Origin of the sequence: Paraburkholderia sp. Cpub6 (genome assembly GCF_014201065.1) — a bacterium.
Taxonomy (GTDB): Bacteria; Pseudomonadota; Gammaproteobacteria; order Burkholderiales; family Burkholderiaceae; genus Paraburkholderia; species Paraburkholderia tuberum.
In genome coordinates this window covers 21,122-40,587 of sequence record NZ_JACHDM010000035.1, presented here as the reverse complement: position 1 = coordinate 40,587, position 19,466 = coordinate 21,122, and the positions used below count along the sequence as shown (strand labels likewise).

Genomic DNA, 19,466 nt, shown 5'->3' with positions numbered 1-19,466 from the left:
GTGGCGTCCGCTATGGCTTGTTTTGTGCGCACATTATCAGAAGCCGGGTGATAGTTGACCAATGAATTGTTTGGATACAGCGATCACTGGGGGTTATCGCTTTCATCCTTCGCCCATAGCCGAGCGTTGACTGTCAGGTATAGATTTGGGGCTCCATGCGACCGACCCGCAGTACGGCGCAAAACTGATCAGCATCATTCGCTCACGCCATCTAGATCAATATGATGTTCGGTAAAACAGACAAAACCTTGAGGACACGATTGGTGACCTTCGCTCTGCTTCTCGTCAGCGCGCACGCAATGGCATCGGGGCAGACGATCGCCACAGCGGATCAGGCAGCGGACCGGGCAGCGGAAGTTACCCAGAGCCACCATCTATCCTCCAACCGCACTCAATGCCTTATGTTCGACGTATCCGATGAGAAGCGTTATTTCGTGGTCGGGGTTCACGAGAAACATACGCCCGAATGCGGTGGCGATCCGGCTACCGCGCCGGTGCTGTTCTTCCTGAAGATACGCAAGCAAGATGGCTACGTCGTAACCAATCAACGTGACGGGGATCATTTCGCGCCGCTCCCACCCAAACAATGATCCCGGACCCGCCACCACCACGGCGGGTTCCTCCTCTGTTGCCTCGCACCCCGCACTGGTTGTGCTCGCTCTTGCCCAGCATGAACCTCGGGGCTCTACAGTGCTTCGTCATTCTCGCGGAGGTACTCAACTTCAGCCGCGCCGCGAAGCGGCTGCATACCGCGAAGCCCGCGCTGAGCCAGCAGATCCGCTCGCTCGACGAACTGCTCGACACGCGGCGGCGTCGACCGCACGCGGCCGATCGACTCAATCACAACTTAACGCACATTGGATGTAAGCGCTATTGACCCGTACAACACTTGTTAGGACAACCGGGCTCAAACGATATTTCAACACGCCGGCCGTTTTCGACATCGTTCTTCGAATAGACGCGCGAACTGGTCTTTACCGTTCCACGCAAGAAGCCAAATTGATCCAGCACCGCTTTACCCGCTATCAGGCGAGCTTGGGCCAATTGGGTTGCGTTCTGTTCGCGTTCCTCAGCATGACCACTTACTAGCGTTGTTTCCCTGGTTTTGTGATTCGCATATGTAATCTTTTGATCGATTACCCAGTTAGCAAGCCTTAAAACCTCATCAGCGGGGATAACGGCACTATTTGGTGGAAAGTAGATATCGAAATCCTCACCGGGCATACATGCAAAAACATGTCCCGATATCAGAGCCGAAATGATGACGTAAAGTTTACGCATTGTAGATAACGTATCCGGCGATGCTGTCAGCGTTATCGATTGCCTGTTCGGGATTCGTTCCTCCCCACGAAAGGCACTCGTTCATGAAGTACTTCCAATCTTTGGTTCCCATAGTGTCTTGAAAGTGACTCGCCTCATGAATGAGCGTAGAAACAATTGAATCCTTGTCCCAAGAGAAGTCACGCATTGAACAAAAATCCAAGTGTATAGCGATCGTGTGTGTTTTGGTGTCTGGCGCGCATACTTCAGCGACCACGCCAGATCTTACGGGGTTTGGTACGCATCCCACGTATCTCGACGTATCAGGTTCCCATCGGACGAAATTGTCACCGGTTAACCCTCGCAACACGCGAACAATTGATGTTAAACCATTCGCAAGCCGGTTTCTTGCTGACTCGTCGCAATAGCCAAACCATGCTCGCACGCGGTCCTGATCTGATGCTGACCAGCGTGCCAAATCCTCCAGGCGAGTCTCAACGTAACCAACAGCACGATCCCGGCACTTCAGAACCATGTCGCGAAAAACTTTGTTTGACATTTTCGGGCAAATCTTGTCTGTATTGATTGTTACATGGACCATTGAACCGGGGTTTGTATTCGTAATAGCACCAGCGTGTACCTCGAACCATTCTTCATTTTCGTCGGTCTTGAACCCGTATTTATTCCGATCATCAAAATCATTCATCCCTGATTGCCTCTGCAATATAAAACCTCAAGCTCGATTCAAAAATGGTCGCGATACGCTCGGTTTTCCCTTGCGCATTCGTAGTTCCCGTTTTCACCCGCTCACCGTCAAGAATGATCCGGTAACGCACATTAGCGAGAGGTTTGCCGTCGTGATCTTTGAGCGCGTATTGCTCGTCGTGAGTGAAACGCTTCGACGCTGGCTCTGGCGCTGCCTTGCGTCCACGGCAATCGCACGCCCATGCGTAACCGAGGGCTTCGGCCATATCGTAGCCGTTTGAATACGACCGAAGCCTATCCAGCGGAAACCATTCGCCGGTTTCGACGTTCAGAGCCATTGCGGACGGCATTGGCGGGAAGTTTGAATATATTGAATATGTCACGCGGCAAAGCTGGCATTCTTCCATGCCCCCGGCGTCTTCCTGTTTCTGTTGCTCCATTTGACCTCTGCTGGTTTTCCAGAACACACCTGACGAATTAGCCATCTAAAACGAATCAAAGTCAATGACTTTAATCTGAGATAAAACCGTTTTTACAGATACTCACAATCGTTGCGGGTATCTGATTTTCGGGTCCATCTTTCCGGTATCGCCGCTCAACAAGAAAAGACGGCATTGAGCCGCCTTCTCCGTCAGTGATCGACGCCGGTCAGTGCCAGCAAGAACCGCTGCCGCGCCCGCCGGTGTCAGTCGTCGGTTGGGAAGCCTCTCGGCTGATCTGATCGAGGACGTGCCACTGCCCGCATAACGCGGTTTGCCATAGCCGCGCTTCACGCATCGTCCTTCCCCGTGCGCGCGACGCTCAGCAGTTCTCTAACGCGTCGCGCGAGATTCGACAACGGGCCGCCGGACCGCGCGACGGCCTGCTGTCTGTGTGGCATACGTTGCAGATCGTGCCAGTCGTCATCGAGCGCTCTTGCGTGAGCGTCGGCGCCATACGGCCATTCAACGACCACCGCGCGCAAGCGGGCGGCGCGCGAGCTTCTGTGGGCGCGATCGATATACGCATTGATCTGCGACGCCTCGTACCGCGCCGATTCCTCCGAATCCACGGCAATGAAGTCGTTCAGTCCTTCGATATGGACGCACCATAACTGTTCGCTCACGTCGCGTCTCCTACTACGTTTTTTTGGCCTGCCCGATCAGCCCAGTGACAGCCGTGCAAACTCAGGTTCGGCCCTGAGCCGTTCCCAGTTCAGATCAGCGAAGCACGGGCCTTGCGTCGCCTCGCTGAATTTGACGTCGTTGTGCTTGCCGTTCCACTCCATCACCTTGACCTGGCCGTTCGCGTCGACCGCGAGATCCCAGCCGATGCAGCGCGCAAACGGAATCTTCCTGTGCAGGCGTAGCACGGTGGCCACGCATTTCTCGAAACATGGGATCTTCAGGCCCGCAAAGCGCGCGCCCGAGTCTGGATGCGCGTCCACCGCGGCCCAGTCGCTCATATACCCCTCGTCGCACAGTTCGCCCGTTTCGAGTTCGACCGGCACGCATATCTCGCGATCGCTCAGCACATGCGTATCGTCCGCTCTGCCGAGTCGCAAGTAGCAGGCCCGAATGGAAATGCGACCGGCCTCGTCCACCACGGTCGTGAAGCGCAATGTCGCCACCGGCTTCGCAGCAAACGTAGCGAACAGACTGTGCTGGTTGATGAACGTCTGAATCACGCCATTGCCGAGCGACCTGATGACCGCGGGGTCGAAGTTGGCACGGTCGAAGAAGTAGACACCGTTGCCCTGTCCGGAACCGTCGAGCTTGAATACGACGCGTTCGGTATGCTCGAACACGACGGCTGTCAGATCGCGCTCGGGCACCACGACGCCTTTGTCGGTAAAGAACAGCCCATTGGCAAAGTACGCGACGTCCGGCAATTCGTCGCCGTCGAAGATCAGCCGTGAAATCGGCTTGAGGCTCGAAATCTTGCCGTACCAGCCTTGCATATGCGGCACGACGACGATGCCGTAGTAGTTGTCCGGAATCCAGCCTTCCTTGAAGGTGCCGCAAAACGCGGTATAAACGCGCAGCCAGGGTGCGTAGACCGGGTCGCCGAACACGTCTCGCGCATAGGTCTCCGCGAGCCGCAGCTTGTTCGGATCGGTCTTGCCATACCTGCTTTCGAGTCGCTCCAATATTTTTCTGGCCTGCAATTCGTGATCGTGGTGAAAGCGGTAAAGCGAGACCCGCTTCGCAGATCGTCTTACTATATTTTCAACCCCGGATAGCATCATGCTCAGTACGCGTTTGGATGATGAAGTCCCTTGAAAATCGTGGCCAGAATGATCTTCATGTCGAGCCAGAACGACCAGTTGCGCAGGTAGTACAGATCGTGTGCGACGCGGCCCTCCATCTTTTCCAGGCGATCGGTTTCGCCGCGATAGCCGTTGATCTGCGCCCAGCCGGTAATGCCGGGTTTGATCCGATAACGGTGGATATAGCCCGATACGATGTTCTGATAGAGATCGTCGTGTTCGAGCGCATGCGGGCGCGGCCCCACCACCGACATATCGCCGCGCAGCACGTTGAAGAACTGCGGTAGTTCGTCGAGACTCGTGCGGCGCAGGAACGCGCCGACGGTCGTGATGCGTGGATCGTCGCGCGTGGCCTGTTCGAGAATGCCCGGCTTCTGCTCGTGCAGGCGCATCGTGCGGAACTTGTAGATCGTAAATACGCGGCCGTCGGCGCCTTTGCGACGCTGCGTGAAGAACACCGGCCCGCGCGAACTCAGTTTGACGGCGATCGCGCAGCCCAGCAGAATCGGCGAGATCGCGATCAACGCGACGAGCGCGAACAGACGATCGAACAGGTCTTTTTGCACCAACGCCTTCGGCGGCAGCGGCGACGCGGCAAGATTGATCGTCGGCAAGCCGAGCAACTCGGTCATGCTGCCTTCGAACAGCGCAAGCGAGCGCACGTCGGGCATGAAGCGCACATTGATCAGGTCGTTGCGAAACTCCGCCACCAGCTTGAGAATCGCGCGCTCCTCGGTGAGCGGCAGCGCCAGCCACACTTCGCCGATCTGCTGTTCGCGCACGTAGCGAGCGAACGCACCCTGTTCTTCGAAGACCTGCACCGACGAGCGCGGCGCAATGCAGCAGCCGGGGTGCAGGTTATACAGCGCATTCGCGCGAAAGCCGGCCGCGGGCGACGTCTCGATCTTATGGATGATCTCGTCGCAATGTTCGCCGCACGCCGCCACCGCGACCTGCTGCAAGTTCATCCCCGCATGACGCATGCGCCCAAGCAACGCATGCGTGACCAGCCGGCCGGCCATCATTGCCGCGCCCGAAATGCCGGTCCAGTACACGAACCAGAGTCGCGACACGAAATCGATCCGGTGCAGCGAGAACATCAGCACCATCGCGCAGGCCTGCACGACGAGCCAGCCGAGCGCCACCTGGCTCGCCAGCACTCTTTTCGAGCGGCCACGCCACGATTGGTAGACGCCGAGCGCCGGAAAGACCGCGAGAGCGAACGCCGCGGCAAAAGCGACGAAGGCGAAATAAAAGCTCCGTTGCGAGCCGCCGTCGAAGCGGATCTGGGAGGCCGCAAATGCCCCAGCCACGATCATCGCGACGTCGAACGCTCTCGCCAGTAGACCAGTCAGCAATCGCATCACAGCCCCCTCATAGGACGTAGCAGGTCGACTCCGTCGCATCAGCCGCAACGCCCGTACTTGTCGTCGAAACGAACGATGTCGTCTTCGCCGAGATAAGTACCCGACTGCACCTCGATGATCTGCAGCGGCACGCGGCCCGGATTTTCGAGCCGATGGCGAACACCCAACGGGATATAGGTCGATTCGTTTTCGCCAAGAAGAAACTGCTCTTCCCCACGCGTGACGTGCGCGGTTCCACACACCACGACCCAATGCTCGGCGCGATGATGATGCATCTGCAACGACAGACGGCCGCCGGGCATCACGACGATGCGCTTCACCTGAAAGCGCTCGCCATGATCGATCGAGTCGTAAAAGCCCCACGGGCGACGCACTTTTCTGTGCGCATCGGCCTCCGGCGACTTCTCGGCCCTGATCCGCGACACGAGTCCCTTGATGTCCTGCACATGCGAGCGATCCGCGACGAGCACAGCGTCGTCGGTTTCGATCACGATCATGTTGTTGGTGCCGACGCAGGCGAGAAGCCTGCCTCCTTGCGAGCGTGCGTAGGTCGCGGTGGCCCCTTCGAACACCACGCGGCCGCTGGCCGCGTTACCACAGTCGTCCTTCTCCATCGCTTGCCATACGGCATCCCACGAGCCGAGATCGGACCAGCCTGCTTCGAGCGGCACCACCACGCCGGAAAACGCCGACTGCGGTTTGCCAAGCTGTTCCATCACCGCATAGTCGATCGAGTCGGACGGCGATCCCAGAAACCCCTCGGCGTCCGGCATGATGCATTCTTCAGTCTTCTTCGCGTCGCGGTATGCCTGAACGCAGGCCGCGTGCATGTCCGGCTGAAACTGCTCGATGATGGAGAGCCAAACCGACGCTCGCACGACGAAGATGCCGCTATTCCACCAGTAATTGCCCGACGCGACGTACTGGGCCGCGAGTTCCGTCGCGGGCTTCTCGACGAAGCGCTCGATGCGGCGCGCGCCGTCTGGCAACGCGTCGCCGAGCCGGATATAACCGAAGCCCGTGTCGGGCCGTTCGGGCGGTACGCCTAGCGTGACGATCGCGCCGTCGCGCGCATGCCTCGCGGCGATGTCCAGCGCGTGGTGAAGCGCTTCGAGATTCGCGATCGCATGGTCGGCGGGCATTGCGACCAGAATGGCGTCTTCGTCTTCCGCGCATGCCGTCAACGCGGCAAGCGTCAATGCCGGCGCCGTATCGCGACGCGCGGGTTCGACCACGATCCGCGCGTTCACGCCGATCTCGCGCGCCTGTTCGTAAGTGGCGAAATAATGCTCGATTCCGCAGACGATCACGGGATCGGCCGCGACGTTCCATGCGCCATCAAAACCCGCCATGCGCCCCATGGTTGCTTGCAGCAAAGTCTGATTGCCGATCACGTCGATCAGTTGTTTTGGAAACTGTTCGCGCGACACCGGCCACAACCGGGTGCCGGAACCACCGGCGAGAATCACCTGCACCAGCGTCGGAAACTCCGCCTCGGCAGAATCCTGTCGTATCGTTTCGACATCCGCTGCGGCTGCTGCCGCGGTAACCTTGCCCATCGCTCACTCCTTCGCATTGAAACCGGCTCGGGAACGCGTTTCCCTCGAGAACACCGCATAACGCGGTGTGCCGCGATCCACGCAAATACCGTCTGATGTGATTCATGACAGGGCGTGCGCGTCAAACGGACCAGACCAGTAGTTCAGTTCGCAGTGAAAGATGCATGCGCCTACAGCGAATCCGGCTCGATCGGGAAGTACCGAAACTGACTGGCCGAATCGCAATGGTCTGCTCGACAACGACGACCGGAAAACGATTGAAACGAAAGATCGAATGCGGCAAACGACCTGCATCGGATCTAGTCGACATCGTGCCCCGATGAATTCATCATAGTTAGACCGCATTGCGACGCAGCCCATCTGGCGCGAAGCGCGGAAGTTTTGGCGGCGCTCGCGGACTTGATTTAACAAGCTTGCGAACGAGCTTGCACTTCTATTGCAGGGCGCGCGATTGGAAATAAGCAGCGACACGTGCTACCGTTTAATGAACGTCCCGTGGCATTCATGTCAAAGATAAACAGCGGTGTGATCCCCGTGCGGCCCACACTGTGAGTTTTCCGCTGTTCCAATCTCGCCATCATCCAGCGCATGGGCACAACCCCAACCGGCGCGCCATTCGTTTCTGGAGTTGCAATGGCCTATATTTCGCTAGTCGCACTTTTCCTGACGGTCACGAATTTCGTGCCCATCAGTGCGATCGGCTTTGTCCCGTTGCTGTTGCTGGCATGGCGCTTTTATGGCCGCAGTTATCCCGCGTTCATCGCGCCGCTAACCGCTTTCACGGTGCTCGCGACGGTCTCGACGCTGCTCTATGATCCGCAGTCGTTCCTCGACTTCGACTTTTATCGGCGCGACGGCAATTTTTTCGTTTCCTATGCGCCTATTTTTGCCGGTTTCGTGTATGCGCACCGCTGGGATCTGCACAAGGTACTGCGTGCGCTGTTCATTTTCGCGGTCATCGTCAATCTGCCGATGTACGTCTACTACATCGCCACGAACGGGCTCTTCAGCATCTTCGTTAATCCGGCCGACAGTTTCGGCAGCTACTTCATTGCGCGCAACGCAGCCGGCGGCTTCCTGGCGATGCTGTTCTGTCTCGGCGTAGCGTGCTACCTGCAAAAACGCAGCAAGCTGCTGATCGCGCTGCTCGCCTGCAATGTGCTGATGCTGTTTTCGACCTACAGCCGTGGCTCGCTGCTTGGCGCGGCGGCCGTTCTGCCCTATCTGTACTTTGGCCGCAAGCGCTGGATTCTCGGCACGCTGATAGCCGTGCTGCTGCTCGCCTCGGTCGCCATCGCGATCTACCATACCCAGCCGAACGTCGACTACATGGGCTATACGTTCGCGATTCACGCCAATGACGCCAAGGTCAACAACCTCAACATTCGCTACGAGTGGTTGTGGCCGCGAGCGCTCGCGTATTTCGTGCAAAGCCCGCTCGTCGGTCTCGGCTTCGGCTCCTTCGATGACCACATCGGCAGCCTCACCTCGTACGTCCATCTGTTCGCGGTGCCGTCCGACATCGTGATCGAGCACAGCGACTCGCACGCTCACAACTCGTATCTGAATATCCTCGCCGAGCTCGGCGTAGTGGGCTTGACGCTGATCCTCGCGTTCTTCTGGAGACTGATCGAGTGGAGCAGGCAGGGGGCGGCGTATGCCGCGTTGGTCGAGGGCGGCCGCCAGTTCGCGGCGTTCCGCTTCGTGGAGATTTCGTCGGTTTGCCTGCTGGTGATGTCGGCAACCGAGCATCGGCTCGTTTCGCCGTCGAATGTATTGATTCTTTCTCTGGTGATCTCGCTGCTGCTAGCCGCGCGTCCGCTGGCGGCCACCGCATTCAGGCCCGGCCCGCGCGGAGCGCGCAAGGCGGGCAACGTGGGCACGCGAGCTGCACAGCCCGTGCCCCAGCGCCCGACTCAGGGCGTAACGTCGGCAAGATGACGTTCTTCGGCCGGCAGCGACTGACTCGGCGCATAGGGAAGAAACTGTTCGACGCACGCATACGGGAGCCGCGCGTCGACGAAGCCCATCAGGGCCTTCTTGAAGTTCTCCGACGAAAACCGCTCGGCATTCTTGCGGCACACGCGTGCGTCGAATAGGGCTGCGTTGCTCTCGAACCGGGTAACGGCTTCGAGCAACGACGCGGTGCTTTGCTCACCGAAGAAAACCCCGGTGGGTCGCTCGAGCGGCAATCCCACCACCGATTCAAGCGCGCCACCGCGGCCGAAGGCGATCACCGGCGTGCCGCATGCCTGCGCTTCGACCACCGAAATGCCGAAGTCTTCTTCCGCCGCGAACACGAACGCGCGCGCGCGCCGCAAATGATCGACCAGCACATCGGACGGCTGATGCCCGAGAATCTGGACGTTGTCGCCGGCCACCGCTTTGATCTTCTTCATCTCGGGACCGTCGCCGATCACGACCAGCTTGCGTTCAGGCGTTTGCGAAAAGGCCTGAACGATCAGATCGATACGCTTATAAGGCACCATCCGCGACGCCGTCACGTAGAAATCCTCTTTCTCCGTACCAATAGGCATGTTCACCAGATCGACCGGCGGATAGATCACGGTCGATTCGCGCTGATAGGCCTTTCTGATACGCCGCGCAATGAACTGAGAATTCGCGACGAGATGATCGACGCCGTTCGCGGAGCGCGAATCCCAGCCTCGAATGTAATGAAGCAGCACGCGCGCCAACGCGGAGCGCAGCCCTGTATCGAGATGGGATTCACGCAGGTACTGATGTTGCAGATCCCACGCATAGCGGATCGGCGAATGAATGTAGCTGATATGCATCTGGTTCGGCCCGGTCAACACGCCTTTCGCGACCGCGTGCGAGCTCGAAATGACGAGATCGTAGCCTGACAGATCCACCTGCTCGATCGCAATCGGCATCAACGGTAGATAGGCGCGGTATCGTCTTCGCGCAAACGGCATCTTCTGGATGAATGACGTGTTGACGGACTTCCCCTTCACGCAATCGCGGTCTTCGAGAAAATCGACGATCGAAAAGACATCCGCATCCGGGAAGCACTCGATGATGTTCTTCAATACTTTCTCGGCGCCGCCGGACACTACGAGCCAATCGTGAACAATAGCGACTTTCACTTCGACCTCCTGTGACAATCCACCCAAACTCCCACACACCCACGCGCCACTTCAATCGTCCTTTGCGCCGCCCGCCTGCGTACTAAGTCCGCACACCACCCGCACCCGCTCGAGCGCACGCTCGGCGCCGGGCAACAGCCCGACCAGCTCGAGGCGAATCAACACGCTGAGCAGCGTCACCGACAGCGCCGCTTCGCCGATCACCCGAGCAGAGGCCATGCCAATCGCGCCAAAACGCGGCGCGAGAACGAGCGCCGCTGCGAGATTGACCAGCGCCGAGGCGACGCCGGCAATCGCGAGCACCCGGTCTCTCCTGCGCGGCACGAATACATAGAGCGCGACGAACTCGTTGAAAGCCGCGAACGGGAACATCCATGCAAACACCTGCAACACGTGCACGCTCGGCTCGAACGCGGCGCCGAGAATCAGCGGCAACACGAAAGGCGACAGCGTCAACGCGCCGCACAGCACGAGCACGCCATAGCCGAGCAGCAAGATGGCGCCGCGCCGCGTCGTGACATGCGCGCCCGCCTTGTCGCCCTGCGCGAGTTGCCGGGTTATCGTCGGAATAAAGACTTGCGCCGCGGGGGCCATCAGGCCGAGTCCGATCGCCGCGAAACGCTCGGCCGCGCCGAAATAGCCAACCTCCGCGGGCGTCGAAAACAAGGTCAGCAAATACGTCGACGATGCCGTCAGCACGACGGAGCCGGACGAATAGCAGAACAGCATCGTCGACCTGCGCACGAGCGGCAGGACGCCGGCAAACGCCAGTCGCGGCCAGCCGAGTTGCCACGTCGTCAAACCGTAGGCAATGATCAAGGACGCGATACCCGCAATCAGCAGACTCGCCACCACCCATACGGCATCGTTCGGTCCTTTGACGAGAGTCAGCACCAGCACGAGACTCAGCGCGAAGCCGAACACCTCGATCATGATCGGCGTGCGAATCTGTTGCCGCCCCTGAAACAGCCAGCCGAGATTGCATGCCGACACGATACCTAGCAAGGTCGCGAGCAGGCCGATCAGCGGCCGCTCCGACAATAACGGTGAACAGAACGTCGCAATGATGCCGATGCCCGCGCCGATCACGGCGAGTGTCAGCCGCGCGCTGACCTGCAGCGAATAGATCGCATTGCGTTCCTGGGTCGACTGCGCTTTCGCCACCTCGCGCATGCCGACGAAGGTAAAGCCGAAGCCGACGAGCATCCATATCACGTTCATCAGCGACATCGACGCGAGTACCCGGCCGTATTCGGCCACGCCGAGCACCCGGCCATAGAACGGCACGACGATCAGGAGGTACACGTACCTCATGAAATAGCCGGCGTAAACAAATACGATCAGGTTGGCGCTCGTTCGTCTATCCATGCCGTCCTCCTTCGCCTCAGCGTCCTGCGACGCGACGGCGCGCGAGCGGGTTCGCGATATAACGCACCGCGAAATCCGACAGCGGCGAATAAGGCACGAGACACAGGCTCGACAGTACGAGCGTGCCGAGCTTCTTCTTCAGGCTCCAGAACGGATTTGCAATGATCGTGTGCAGATAGTTACGCGAATCGAGGATCATCCAATGCCAACGCCGGAACAGGGTCGCGCGATAAACGGAAGAGCAGAATGTCGCTTTCTCGTGTGAGAAGTCGAGAAATGTTGCCGGTAGTTCTATGTCGAGCCGATCTTTGGCGATATTGCGCAGAATGGCCCAGCGCATGTTGAACGCGCGCGGCGCTTTCGTCAGTTGTTCCGAGTTCGCGAACGACACCGTTTGACTGCCCGCGTTATGCACCCGGTAGCCGCCTAGCGACTTCGACACGGTCGCGATCGGTCCAGCCAGCGCGACGCCATAGATCGCATAAAAGTCTGCGCCATAGCGATTCACGCCCTCTTCGGGAACCGGGAAGATCTGCTTGAGCGCGCTCACCCGGTATGCATTGCCAGACGCGGGCGGGGACGGATAGAGCCACCCGCCGCGCAGCAGCCTGCCGCAGTCGTGTGGCGGCTCGCTATTCGGCACGTAGGCGCCCATCAATGCGCCTTCGTTGTCCATCACGTCGAGCCGGAATTGCACCTTGGCCCACTCGCCGCCCTCGAAAAAGCGCATGACTTCGGTAACCGCTGATGGGTACAGCACGTCATCGGAATCGAGAAGGATCACATACTCGGTGGTGAGCGACGCGATCGCATAGTTGTAGGCGGATACTTGCCCGCCGTTTTTCTTGCACAACGTCAGTACGCGATCGCCATAGCTTTCGATGATCGCGCGCGAACCGTCGGTCGAGCCATCGTCGACGACCATGACGGTGGTCGCCGGATAATCCTGCGCGAGCGCCGAGTCGATCGCCGCGGCCAGATAGTGCTCGTAGTTGTAATTGCAAATCGCAATGGTGACCTGCTTCATGATGTGTCAACGCTATCCGTCAGGTTCGATCCGCCGGCTCCCGGCGGTCGCCATGCTCGCGAAATATCGCTATGCCACTGCCTGCGTCACACGACGTACCACGAGATAAGCCAGATGTTTGGGCGGATTATTACCAGCGCCGTTCACCTGGTCGGGTACCTTGAATCGCACGTTCATCAAATCGTTGTCCCAACTCAATGCAACCTTGCCCGGTGCGCTCGCCTCGCCGCTCAGCGCATCGATGAAATCGACCTGCACCGCGTGCGAACGCAGCGGCTGCAGCCCGTCGATGGAAATGTTCTGCCAGCCCGCGCTGCTGCTCACCTGCATCACGAGGTCGTTGCCGGAAAGCAAGGCATTTGCAGCAACACCCGGACCGCATTGCAGCGGCTTCGAAAAACTCGCCAGATGCCCGCCCGCTGTTTGACGCAACACGACCAAGCTTCGACCGGAAACGTTGTAGGTTCGTTCAGGCGGACCGGGATGCGTGAGACGAAAAGGTTCATAGCCGTCCCAGTGATAGATCATCGACAGGTACTTGTTCGGGTCGTCCCAATTCCTGCCGAGCGCCCACACCGCGAAGTCGAAGAAATAACGCGGCAAATAGTGCGGGTCTTTCATGTACTCGTTGCCGATCTCCGTTTGCCAGATGCCGCGCGCGGGACCGCTCTTCACGTATCGCTGGTACAGCGATTCCATATCGGCAACCGGCAAGTAGTGCGTGTCGATGTAGTCGACCCAATCGAGCATGCGCTCTTTCAAGACCGGACTGCGATATTCGAGCCAGCGGTGGAAGTTATCGAGGCCGCCCTGGTCCGGCCAGCCGCCATACACCACATACGCGCGATAACTGCGAATGATGCGGGCCGCCGGAATATGAATCCGCTCCACGTAATCCTGCATCGCGCGCTCATACGGTTTCGAGCGTTTTTCGTCCTTGCTGAACTCAGGGCCGTGCCAGAACACGGACTGAGGCAAGCCGCCGGACAATTTGCCGGCCGCCTCGTTCCAGATCTGGAAATAGCGCAGGTTATAAGGCGGCGCCGAATACTTGCGCACCACCGCGTCGACATACTGCTTCCACGCATCCACGTCGACGGGTGCCGAATTGCTGTCGCCCGGCACAGTCGCATTCCATCTCGGCGTATAGCCGAGCATCAACAGCGAACCGATTCCATTGCGTTCGTTTCGCAACAGTGCCGACGGCAGATCGATATCGAACCCCGAGCTCGTTTTGTCGATGCGCATCGCCTCGCCGGGCCGATCAGGTTGACCAGGGCCGACCGTGTCACGGCCCCAGCTAATGCCCATCGCTCGCCACATCTCGATGTCGGCGGCCGATCCGGCCCAGCCGTTCGTGCCGATCAGATCGGTCATCATGCGGGCGCGCGCATTCGCGGGCGCTGGGTCCGGTACCAATGCGAGAGCGGGCCGGAGATTCGACAACGGCGCTGCCGCACCCGCCGCCAACGCGGCGAGTGTGCGCAATGCACGTCTTCTGCCAGCACGGGTCTTCATGCGATCCATGTTCGTGCGCCCACCCATCGCTAGCTCGCGGACGCGCGCGGCGTCAGTTCGGGCAGCCGCTCGCCAGTCTTGACATCGAGGATTTCGAGCACCGTTTGCGCCGCGCGCTCCCAGCGAAACTCGCGCGCATGCAGCAGCCCCGCGCTGCGATAACGTTGGCGAAGATCGGCGTCGCTCATCATCTGCGCGATCTTGGCGGCGATGTCGTCCGCAGAGGTCGCGTCGCAGTACATTGCGGCATCGCCGCATGCTTCCGGTATCGACGTGCGCGCCGACGCGATCACCGGACAGCCGCAATACATCGCTTCCAGAGGCGGCAGGCCGAAACCTTCGTACAGCGACGGAAACACGAGGCAGCCAGCGCTCTCGTACAGTGCCTTCAGCTCCGCGTCCGACACGAAACCTACCCACACGACCTGCCGCGAATGCACAGGATGCTCGACGCCTGCACCGCTGAAGATGCGCGGATACTGTTTTCCCACGATGACGAATTTGACGTCGCGCAGATGCCCGAGCCGCACGATCGCATCGAGCACGCCGCGCAGATTCTTGCGCGGATCGAGACTGCCGACGATCACGCAATAGGCGTCCTTGTTCAATTCGAGCCGTTGCAGCACCGATGGGTCGGCAACGATCCGGTCGAAATGATCCGCGCCGGGCGCCACCACTTTCACACGCGATTCGTCGATTTTCAGGTGATGGCAGATACGCATTTTCGAAAACGTCGAGACCGTCAGAACGATCGGATGCGTGCGCGGCAAGAGCGCGAAACAGATGCGATACCAGAGCCGGAATTTCCTCGAAAAGCCTTGCGGCACGTCAAAGACGGCCATGTCGTGAACCATCACGACCTGACTGTGCTTGAACAGCGGGTTCGTATTGCACAGACTCAGCAGCGTGATGCCACGGGCGGCGACTGGCAGCGTGATCTGCTCCCACAGCGTGCCGCGCAGCCACGGAAAGCGCCGTTGCGGTTTGAGCAGCGCCCCCGGCTCGACGGCGTTTTGCGGCACGAACACTTCCGGTTCGTCACCGGGCGCGGCGCGCATCTGCATGGCCCGCGTCAGCTCATACGCAACGCGTTGAACCCCCGTGATGGACTGAGAAGTAAACTTTCCGTTGATTGCAAAGGCCATCTGGTTCTCCGTTTTACGCCATCGCGAACGCGCTTTACCGCGTTGGGGTCTCCACACGCTCAGGCGCCTCGCGGCGCTTGCTGTCCGACGTCGTTTTCGCCGAAATCGCTGGCATAGTTCGTTTCGTAGCCATAGTTCTTCGTGCTTCGACGCAGCGGAATGCCGTTGAACACCGCGCCCGCGATGCGCCCTTCCGCGCGTTCCACCTTTCTGAGCGTGTCGGCGATCTCCTCCTCGCTTTGCATGCCCGAGCGCAGCACGAGCAGAGATGCGCCCGCCTCGTTCGCGACGATCGAGGCGTCGGTGACCGCGAGGAAAGGCGGCGTATCGATGATCACCAGATCGAACTGGCTCGACAGCCGCTCGAGTACTTCCTTCAGGTGCGGCCTCATCAGCAGCGCGGCGGGGTTCTCCGGGCGCACGCCGCATGACAGGAACGCCAATCCGTCGATGCGGGTCGAGCGCAGCGCATTGCGGAGCGGCAGGCGTTCGGACAGTACTTCGGAAAGACCTCCACGATTGCTCTCGTTGAATAGCGAGGCGAGATGACCGCGTCGCATGTCGGCATCGATCAGCACCACCCGTGAGCCGATTTCAGCGTGCAGGATCGCCAGATTCGCGGCGACGAAGCTCTTGCCGGCCGATGGCGTGGGCCCGATGATCATCACGATGTTGTTGCGTGCATGCGCGAGATCGCGCGTGACGGCGGTCCGTACGCTGCGCAGCGCTTCGACCGACGTGTCGTGCGGAAAGCGCGCGGCGAGAATCCTGTTCTGGACGCCGGAATCAAACTGAATCTCGTGCAGACTCTTCTGCATCGGCGGATGGGCGCGCCAGGCCGTTGCCGGCAGCGATTTGCGCCCCGCGGTCGCATCGCGGTCGAGCAGCAGTTGCTGATGGCTGAACAGAATCTCGCCAAACACCGGCACGCTCATCTCGCGCTCGACGTAGCGCGGGTCGGTCACGCCGATCATCACGTGGCGGCGCATGAAGACCAACACGACGCCGGACACGATACCGAGCACCAATCCGCCGCCGAGCACGAGAATCGGCTGTGGCTTGACCGGCATATGCGGTCTGATCGCGCGATCGAGAATATGCGCGCCGCCCGTCGTGCTGGCGCGACGCACCTGCAATTGCTCGGCCTTCTGCACCATGCCGAGATACACCGTTTCCGCGACCTTCTGCGCGCGGATCAGATCGACGCTCGCGCGTTCCGACGCGGGCATGCCGTTGAAATGGTCGGAGAATTTCGCTCTCGCTTCTTTCAATTGCGCCAGTTGCTCGTCGACGTTCTGCACCCAGCGGCTCTGCTCCGTATAGCGCTCGAGCATTTGCGTGCGCTGCAATTGCAGCGCCGCGATCTGCTTGTCGAGATCGAGGCCGCCCTGCAAATAGGCTTGCGCCTCGTTGGTCGGCTGCATCGATCGCGAGCTCGAGCGGAAGTTCTTCAGCGCTTCCTCGGCTTTTCGCAGATCGCCGAGTAGACGCGGGAGTTCGCCGTTAATAAAAGCGAGCGTCTGCGTGTCGTTCGCTTGCCGGCTCGCCACCGCGGATGCGAGGTATTGCTCTCCCAATGCATTGGCGACGGCCGCGGCTTTGTCCGGACTCTTGTCGCGGTACTGGATTTGCATCAGCCCGGAATCTTTCACCTTGTCGCCAATCTTGACGAGACTGGTGAAGCGCTTGATGGCATCGAGCTCATTCCAGCGGATCACCTCGAACTTCGTGCCCGGCCGCGCAGCGAGTTCCTTCACGAGCATCGACACGCCGTTCTGCTTGAGCGGCATGCCGACCGTGCCACTCGCCAGCAACTCGCCGGACGGGCCGTGCAATTCGAACGCGCCATTGTCGAGCGCGGTCAAGGTCAGCTTCTCTTCCTCGAGTTCGCGCGGCACGTCGAGCGCGGCGATCTGCACACGCTCGCCGCCCCATGCAAACGATTTCAGCCCGAGCCACGGCGCCGCGGGCTGTCCCGGTGTAGCGAATTTTTCGGCGATGTCGCCGAGAACCGGAAGCTTGTGCGGCTTCACCGAAATGTCGAAACGGAACTGGTCCATCACCGGCTGCAAAACTGCACGGCTTTCCATGACCGCCATTTCGGTTACCGACGACGGCGTCGGTGGCGGCAACAGTTCCTGGTTCTGCAACGCGAGTCCGAGGGCATTTGGCTCGGGTGGGTCCACGCGAATGATTACGTCAGCGGAATAGATAGGCGTGGCAATCAGAAGATACGCGACCGCGAACGTGAGGACGACGACGGTCGTCACCACGATCTCCCAGATGTGGTCGCGCATTAGCGTGAGCATCGCGCGGCCACTGAGTTGTCTACGCTCGGTATCAACAGCGGGATAGAGCGAGTTTTGCGGATAGTAATCCACCGGTCTGATCCTTGCAGGTTGATGAAACAAAACGATCGGCGATCGCTTTGCGTCGCCACGTCGCTATTTATGCCGCCGGCCAGATAGACCCTCGATTGGCTGGCAGCACGGCGAAGCGACGTGCTGTGTCGGGTTAGGTCGGGGAGCCGTGTTCGGGACCTCTCGAACCACGGAAGGCTACACACCTATTGCTTATCCACCGCGGCATTGCCGATTGTTCTTCTCACGAATCAGCGAATGCGACGCCCGCCATTCACGTAATCCGCGATTGACAATTTCTCTCTCGATGTTGCGCTGAAGCATAGTCCGCAAAGGATCGAGGCATTCGCCGGCGGCCCAAAGTAGGGTGCTATTGGCCGATAATGCGGAGCCTTTTACAAATGAAACAGAAGCCGGAAAGGCTTGTTGCGATCTGCAATTGCTGTAACAGAGTAATACGACAGGCATCGTACATCGCGACAGAACGCCAATTGCACGCCTCAAGTGCCAGGAATGCCCTTGTTATCCCGCAAATCGCGCCGAATCCAAGCCACTCGGCGCATTCCGCCGATGCCCCAGCATTTCGCTTGCAAGAATCGCGCTAATTGATCGGGAAAAAAATTCCGTGCAACGTTAATTAGTAGCACGCATTTCTGCGAATAGCGAGGTAAGAATTTCTTGAATCCTGACGATTACGCCAAAACACCCACGCATGCCGGCCAAGCTCGTCTGGCCCAAATCGATGCGCTAATCTCAATGCGTAGATTTTCCTGACTGGAGAAGCTCGCGTGATGAAGCACATTGGTCTATTCGTCTTTCAGGATTGTTCGATGGCAAGTACCGGCGCGATCGGCGACGCGTTCCGGCTTGCCAACGAGTTCAAGAGAACGGCTGGCGAAGAGCCGCCATACCGGTTTACCGTGGTATCCGACGGCGGCGGTCTGGTGAACAGTTCGTCCGGCATATCGATCTGGACGCAAGGCCTCGAACGCTACTGCCTCGCTGATTTCCACGCGCTCTTCGTGGCCTGCCGCGACGTCACCGAAGTCGCGGAATCCAACGACCGCTTTCTGTCGTGGATCTCGCTGCAAGGATCGATTGCATCTTTCGGCATGCAACAGGGTGCGAATCTCGCGGTCGTCTGCAACGATCCGCTGCAATCGATCGTGCCGATTTTTCTGTTCGACGACAGCGGTGACGCCGCGCGCACGCAAAGCAATGTGACGCCGACCGATCTCGCGCTCGCGCAGATCGAACGCGACATCAATACCGACACTGCCCGCAAGATAGGCCGCATCCTGCAAACCGGCTACGCCGAGAAAAGCCGCTCCGAGTTCGACGACGTCAACATCACGACGACGACGGAGAAGATTCGCGAATCGGCGCGCTGGATCAAGGAAAACTACAGCAAGGCTATTTCGGTTGCGCAGGCGGCCGAATCGGTGGCGATGAGCAAGCGCAATTTCCAGCGCCGCTTCAAATGCGAGTTCGGCATGACGCCGCTCGAATATCTGCTGCGCACACGCTTCGAGATCGTTCGCTCGATGCTGAAGAACACCGATCTGCCGGTCGACAAGATTGCGCGCCGCTGCGGAATGGGCGACGGTAATCGGCTTGGGCGGCTATTCAAGGAGCGCTATGGCATGTCGCCGACGCAATTCCGCGCGCAACAGCATGTGGATGCGGAGGAACGCTGGCTAACGCCGGAGGAAAGCTGGAGTGCCGCGACCGAGATGTTGCGGCAAGCGCCGCTGACGCTTTGATTTCAATTCCCGTTACTCCGAGGACGACTCGTCGACTCG

General features: G+C 59.5%; 16 protein-coding genes and 1 pseudogene. 4 read left to right on the top strand and 13 right to left on the bottom strand.

The window, feature by feature from the left end; all coding sequences use genetic code 11:
- The first annotated feature begins 263 nt into the window (after positions 1 to 263).
- Together HDG33_RS33330 and HDG33_RS33325 are read left to right on the top strand one after the other, a co-directional pair.
- A complete protein-coding gene (locus HDG33_RS33330; RefSeq protein WP_184039628.1) occupies positions 264 to 590 on the top strand; it encodes a hypothetical protein in 327 nt (108 codons plus the stop codon).
- An 80-nt stretch (positions 591 to 670) separates the two neighbouring features.
- A pseudogene (locus HDG33_RS33325) lies at positions 671 to 850 on the top strand (LysR family transcriptional regulator); the annotation flags it as partial.
- 20 nt (positions 851 to 870) lie between these two features.
- Here the strand turns inward: HDG33_RS33325 and HDG33_RS33320 are convergent.
- The 7 genes from HDG33_RS33320 to HDG33_RS33290 form a co-directional block, all read right to left on the bottom strand.
- A complete protein-coding gene (locus HDG33_RS33320) occupies positions 871 to 1,281 on the bottom strand; it encodes a hypothetical protein (protein ID WP_184039626.1) in 411 nt (136 codons plus the stop codon).
- On the bottom strand, positions 1,274 to 1,966 hold the full coding sequence (locus tag HDG33_RS33315; protein ID WP_184039624.1) for a M35 family metallo-endopeptidase: 693 nt from the start codon (positions 1,964 to 1,966) through the stop codon (positions 1,274 to 1,276). Before HDG33_RS33315 ends, HDG33_RS33320 begins: the two co-directional genes overlap by 8 nt.
- Positions 1,959 to 2,405, bottom strand: a complete 447-nt coding sequence (locus HDG33_RS33310) for a hypothetical protein (protein ID WP_184039622.1) — start codon at positions 2,403 to 2,405, stop codon at positions 1,959 to 1,961. Before HDG33_RS33310 ends, HDG33_RS33315 begins: the two co-directional genes overlap by 8 nt.
- Positions 2,406 to 2,734: 329 nt before the next feature.
- On the bottom strand, positions 2,735 to 3,070 hold the full coding sequence (locus HDG33_RS33305) for a hypothetical protein (protein WP_184039618.1): 336 nt from the start codon (positions 3,068 to 3,070) through the stop codon (positions 2,735 to 2,737).
- Between the two features lie 36 nt (positions 3,071 to 3,106).
- Positions 3,107 to 4,093 carry a sugar-transfer associated ATP-grasp domain-containing protein gene (locus tag HDG33_RS33300; RefSeq protein WP_409259120.1) on the bottom strand — a complete coding sequence of 329 codons (987 nt, stop codon included), beginning with the start codon at positions 4,091 to 4,093 and terminating at the stop codon, positions 3,107 to 3,109.
- A 101-nt stretch (positions 4,094 to 4,194) separates the two neighbouring features.
- Entirely contained in the window at positions 4,195 to 5,577 is a 1,383-nt protein-coding gene (locus HDG33_RS33295) for an undecaprenyl-phosphate glucose phosphotransferase (RefSeq protein ID WP_184039611.1), read from the bottom strand.
- A 41-nt stretch (positions 5,578 to 5,618) separates the two neighbouring features.
- Positions 5,619 to 7,139: a mannose-1-phosphate guanylyltransferase/mannose-6-phosphate isomerase gene (locus HDG33_RS33290; protein WP_184039598.1), complete on the bottom strand. Its 1,521-nt coding sequence runs from the start codon at positions 7,137 to 7,139 to the stop codon at positions 5,619 to 5,621.
- A 633-nt stretch (positions 7,140 to 7,772) separates the two neighbouring features.
- Here HDG33_RS33290 and HDG33_RS33285 point away from each other — a divergent pair.
- Positions 7,773 to 9,080 carry an O-antigen ligase gene (locus HDG33_RS33285; protein WP_184039596.1) on the top strand — a complete coding sequence of 436 codons (1,308 nt, stop codon included), beginning with the start codon at positions 7,773 to 7,775 and terminating at the stop codon, positions 9,078 to 9,080.
- On the opposite strand, the gene HDG33_RS33280 is transcribed toward HDG33_RS33285, so the two are convergent.
- The 6 genes from HDG33_RS33280 to HDG33_RS33255 form a co-directional block, all read right to left on the bottom strand.
- The gene (locus tag HDG33_RS33280) at positions 9,056 to 10,246 is read right to left on the bottom strand and encodes a glycosyltransferase family 4 protein (protein WP_184039594.1); all 1,191 of its coding nucleotides are present in this window, start codon (positions 10,244 to 10,246) and stop codon (positions 9,056 to 9,058) included. The genes HDG33_RS33285 and HDG33_RS33280 overlap by 25 nt on opposite strands.
- A gap of 51 nt (positions 10,247 to 10,297) precedes the next feature.
- A complete protein-coding gene (locus HDG33_RS33275) occupies positions 10,298 to 11,614 on the bottom strand; it encodes a lipopolysaccharide biosynthesis protein (RefSeq protein WP_184039592.1) in 1,317 nt (438 codons plus the stop codon).
- Positions 11,615 to 11,630: 16 nt separating this feature from the next.
- A complete protein-coding gene (locus HDG33_RS33270; protein WP_184039590.1) occupies positions 11,631 to 12,641 on the bottom strand; it encodes a glycosyltransferase family 2 protein in 1,011 nt (336 codons plus the stop codon).
- A gap of 69 nt (positions 12,642 to 12,710) precedes the next feature.
- Positions 12,711 to 14,168 carry a hypothetical protein gene (locus tag HDG33_RS33265; protein ID WP_409259119.1) on the bottom strand — a complete coding sequence of 486 codons (1,458 nt, stop codon included), beginning with the start codon at positions 14,166 to 14,168 and terminating at the stop codon, positions 12,711 to 12,713.
- 20 nt (positions 14,169 to 14,188) lie between these two features.
- Entirely contained in the window at positions 14,189 to 15,304 is a 1,116-nt protein-coding gene (locus HDG33_RS33260; RefSeq protein WP_184039584.1) for a glycosyltransferase family 1 protein, read from the bottom strand.
- A gap of 59 nt (positions 15,305 to 15,363) precedes the next feature.
- Complete coding sequence (locus HDG33_RS33255; protein WP_184039581.1) at positions 15,364 to 17,685, bottom strand: polysaccharide biosynthesis tyrosine autokinase; 2,322 nt, start codon at positions 17,683 to 17,685, stop codon at positions 15,364 to 15,366.
- Between the two features lie 809 nt (positions 17,686 to 18,494).
- Between HDG33_RS33255 and HDG33_RS33250 the strand changes: the two genes are divergently transcribed.
- Positions 18,495 to 19,427: a GlxA family transcriptional regulator gene (locus HDG33_RS33250; RefSeq protein WP_184039578.1), complete on the top strand. Its 933-nt coding sequence runs from the start codon at positions 18,495 to 18,497 to the stop codon at positions 19,425 to 19,427.
- Positions 19,428 to 19,466 lie beyond the last annotated feature (39 nt).

Excerpts from the sequence above, each read along its gene's own strand:
- HDG33_RS33250 (WP_184039578.1), top strand. The coding sequence starts at position 18,495 with ATGGCAAGTACCGGCGCGATCGGCGACGCGTTCCGGCTTGCCAACGAG.
- HDG33_RS33285 (WP_184039596.1), top strand. The coding sequence starts at position 7,773 with ATGGCCTATATTTCGCTAGTCGCACTTTTCCTGACGGTCACGAATTTC.
- HDG33_RS33260 (WP_184039584.1), bottom strand. The coding sequence starts at position 15,304 with ATGGCCTTTGCAATCAACGGAAAGTTTACTTCTCAGTCCATCACGGGG.
- HDG33_RS33315 (WP_184039624.1), bottom strand. The coding sequence starts at position 1,966 with ATGAATGATTTTGATGATCGGAATAAATACGGGTTCAAGACCGACGAA.
- HDG33_RS33290 (WP_184039598.1), bottom strand. The coding sequence starts at position 7,139 with ATGGGCAAGGTTACCGCGGCAGCAGCCGCAGCGGATGTCGAAACGATA.
- HDG33_RS33310 (WP_184039622.1), bottom strand. The coding sequence starts at position 2,405 with ATGGAGCAACAGAAACAGGAAGACGCCGGGGGCATGGAAGAATGCCAG.
- HDG33_RS33270 (WP_184039590.1), bottom strand. The coding sequence starts at position 12,641 with ATGAAGCAGGTCACCATTGCGATTTGCAATTACAACTACGAGCACTAT.
- HDG33_RS33320 (WP_184039626.1), bottom strand. The coding sequence starts at position 1,281 with ATGCGTAAACTTTACGTCATCATTTCGGCTCTGATATCGGGACATGTT.
- HDG33_RS33265 (WP_409259119.1), bottom strand. The coding sequence starts at position 14,168 with ATGGATCGCATGAAGACCCGTGCTGGCAGAAGACGTGCATTGCGCACA.
- HDG33_RS33275 (WP_184039592.1), bottom strand. The coding sequence starts at position 11,614 with ATGGATAGACGAACGAGCGCCAACCTGATCGTATTTGTTTACGCCGGC.
- HDG33_RS33295 (WP_184039611.1), bottom strand. The coding sequence starts at position 5,577 with ATGCGATTGCTGACTGGTCTACTGGCGAGAGCGTTCGACGTCGCGATG.